The sequence below is a fragment of the Pseudonocardia halophobica genome (genome assembly GCF_027922425.1).
Classification (GTDB): domain Bacteria; phylum Actinomycetota; class Actinomycetes; order Mycobacteriales; family Pseudonocardiaceae; genus Pseudonocardia; species Pseudonocardia halophobica.
The window spans coordinates 1-2,114 of the sequence record NZ_BSFQ01000093.1 but is presented as its reverse complement, the minus strand read 5'-3'; the positions used below and the strand labels follow the sequence as shown (position 1 = coordinate 2,114).

General features: G+C 67.1%; 2 protein-coding genes. One reads left to right on the top strand and one right to left on the bottom strand.

What is annotated here, in order from left to right:
- The first annotated feature begins 24 nt into the window (after nt 1–24).
- A complete protein-coding gene (locus PKE99_RS37310; RefSeq protein ID WP_271215000.1) occupies nt 25–765 on the top strand; it encodes a FadR/GntR family transcriptional regulator in 741 nt (246 codons plus the stop codon).
- A 196-nt stretch (nt 766–961) separates the two neighbouring features.
- Here PKE99_RS37310 and PKE99_RS37305 read toward each other — a convergent pair.
- Nucleotides 962–2,114 (bottom strand): amidase (locus PKE99_RS37305; protein WP_271214999.1); only part of this gene is annotated, 1,153 nt, incomplete at its 5' end.

Genomic DNA, 2,114 nt, shown 5'->3' with positions numbered 1-2,114 from the left:
GGCGGCAGGAGAAGGAGGGGCCGTATGAGCAGCCCGGTCCGCGGCGGGATCGAGCCGGTTCGCCGGTTGAAGGTGGCGGACTCCGTCGCTGAGCAGCTTGAGCTCATGATCACTCGAGGAGATTTCAAACCAGGCGACAAGCTGCCCCCCGAGCGTGCCCTCGCTGACCAGTTCGGCGTTGGTCGCAGCTCGATGCGCGAGGCCATCCGCGTCGTCGAGGCCAACGGCATGCTGCGCACCGACCACGGCATCGGCGTATTCGTCGTCAGCAGCTCGCGCCGCCAGCCGGATCTGTCCCAGCTCCTCGAGCTCGATGAATATACGGTTTCCGAACTCTTCGAAGTCCGGATCACCCTCGAACGGGACGCTGCTGGACTCGCCGCCCGTCGCGCCAGTCCGGAGGAAGCCGCCGAGCTCCAGGACGTCCTCACCGCAATGGCCGATCCAGGGCTGAGCGACGACGCATTCGTCGCCCTCGACGCCGACCTCCACCGGGGCATCGCGCGGCTAACGAAGAACTCGTTGTTACTGAAGCTGCACTCGACCGTCGAGCCCTTATTCCTCGCCTACTCCCACCAGGTGATCGGGCTACCCGGTCGGCGCGAGGCTGCTAATGCCGGTCACCGCCAAATTGTCGAGGCGGTTATCGGAGGTCGAGTGCGCGACGCTCGCACAGCCGCCGTCCGGCATATCCGCGACGTCGAGCGCGACATCGTCTCCCACCTCAAGCGCACCCAGACTGAAGCCGAAGGCGTTGAGGTGTGACTAGTGCGAGCGGCGCCGCGGCAGGGTGTCGAATCCGGAAGAGCCCCTCATTCGGGCCGACATCGAAAACCCCGGCGACAGCAATCGTGTGGAGCACGGTGTAGCGTCAGGGGGGCCGCCTGGTCTCCGTCGCTTCAGACATCTGCTGCAACACCGGGCAATAGCCACAGCTCTGCAAGCGTCCCACCGCGCGACATCAAGAAGCCTCATCATGCAGAGAGCCGGGGCGGGTCGCGCCCGCTTCCCTGCTGGCGACCGAGATGGGAGGCCAGCGATGCGTCCAAGGTGCCGCGGCCTCTAGCTGGCCGGCTAACCCGAACAGCGTGTGCTCCTCGCCGAGTCTCGCCACAGCTTGAACCCCGACCGGCAGACCGTCGGGTGTCCAGTGCAGTGGAAGGGAGATGGCCGGCTGGCCTGTCGCGTTCTGAAGCTGCGGAAACGGCGCGAACGACCACATCCGCCGTCGGGTCTCGAAGGGGTCTGCGCCGGGCTCGATCACGAACGCCCCGATCGGGACGGGAGGCCTTCCGAGCGTCGGCGTGAGCATCACGTCGAACTCCTCGTGGAACTGAGCGACCTGCCGGCTCAATGCCTGTAGATCCTGCACCGCGGTGAGGTACTCGCCCCCGCTGATCCTCTCGCCGCGTTGGGCCATCAACCACACCAGTGGCTCGATCTCATCCTCCCGGGGCTTGCGCCCCTTGAGGCGAACGACGTCGCGAACCGTGGCCGCGACAGCCGCGGCGAGCAAGCGGGTGAAGTTGTCGAACAGGACGTCTTCATCGATGGGTGGCCGGGACTCGACGACCTTGTGGCCGAGGGATTCGCACAGAGTCGCGGCGTGCCGCACTGCGGCTCGGCACTCTTCGTGAACTTCGTCCCCTCCATAAGTCTGTTCGGTGAACGCGATCTTCAGCGGCCGCTCCAGGCGGCTGATCGACTCGAGGAACGTCGTCGGCGGATTCTCGAACCAGTACGGCGCGCCCACGTCAGGACCGTGCGTTGCGTCGAGGGCAGCGGCGCTGTCCCGAACGCTGCGGCTGACGACGTGTTCGGCGACTAGGCCGCCCCAGACGTGGCCGTAACGGGGTCCGAGGGGGTTGCGACCTCGGCTCGGCTTGAGGCCTACGAGCCCGCAGGACGACGCCGGGATCCGGATCGAACCCCCGCCGTCGTTCGCGTGTGCGAGCGGGACGAGGCCGGCCGCGACGGCTGCGGCGGCTCCCCCGCTCGAGCCCCCGGTCGACATGACCGCGTTCCAGGGGTTCCGGGTCGCCCCGAATAGCAATGGCTCGGTGGCAGGACCGACGGCCATCTCGTGAAGGTTCGTCTTGCCGGGCGTGATCAGG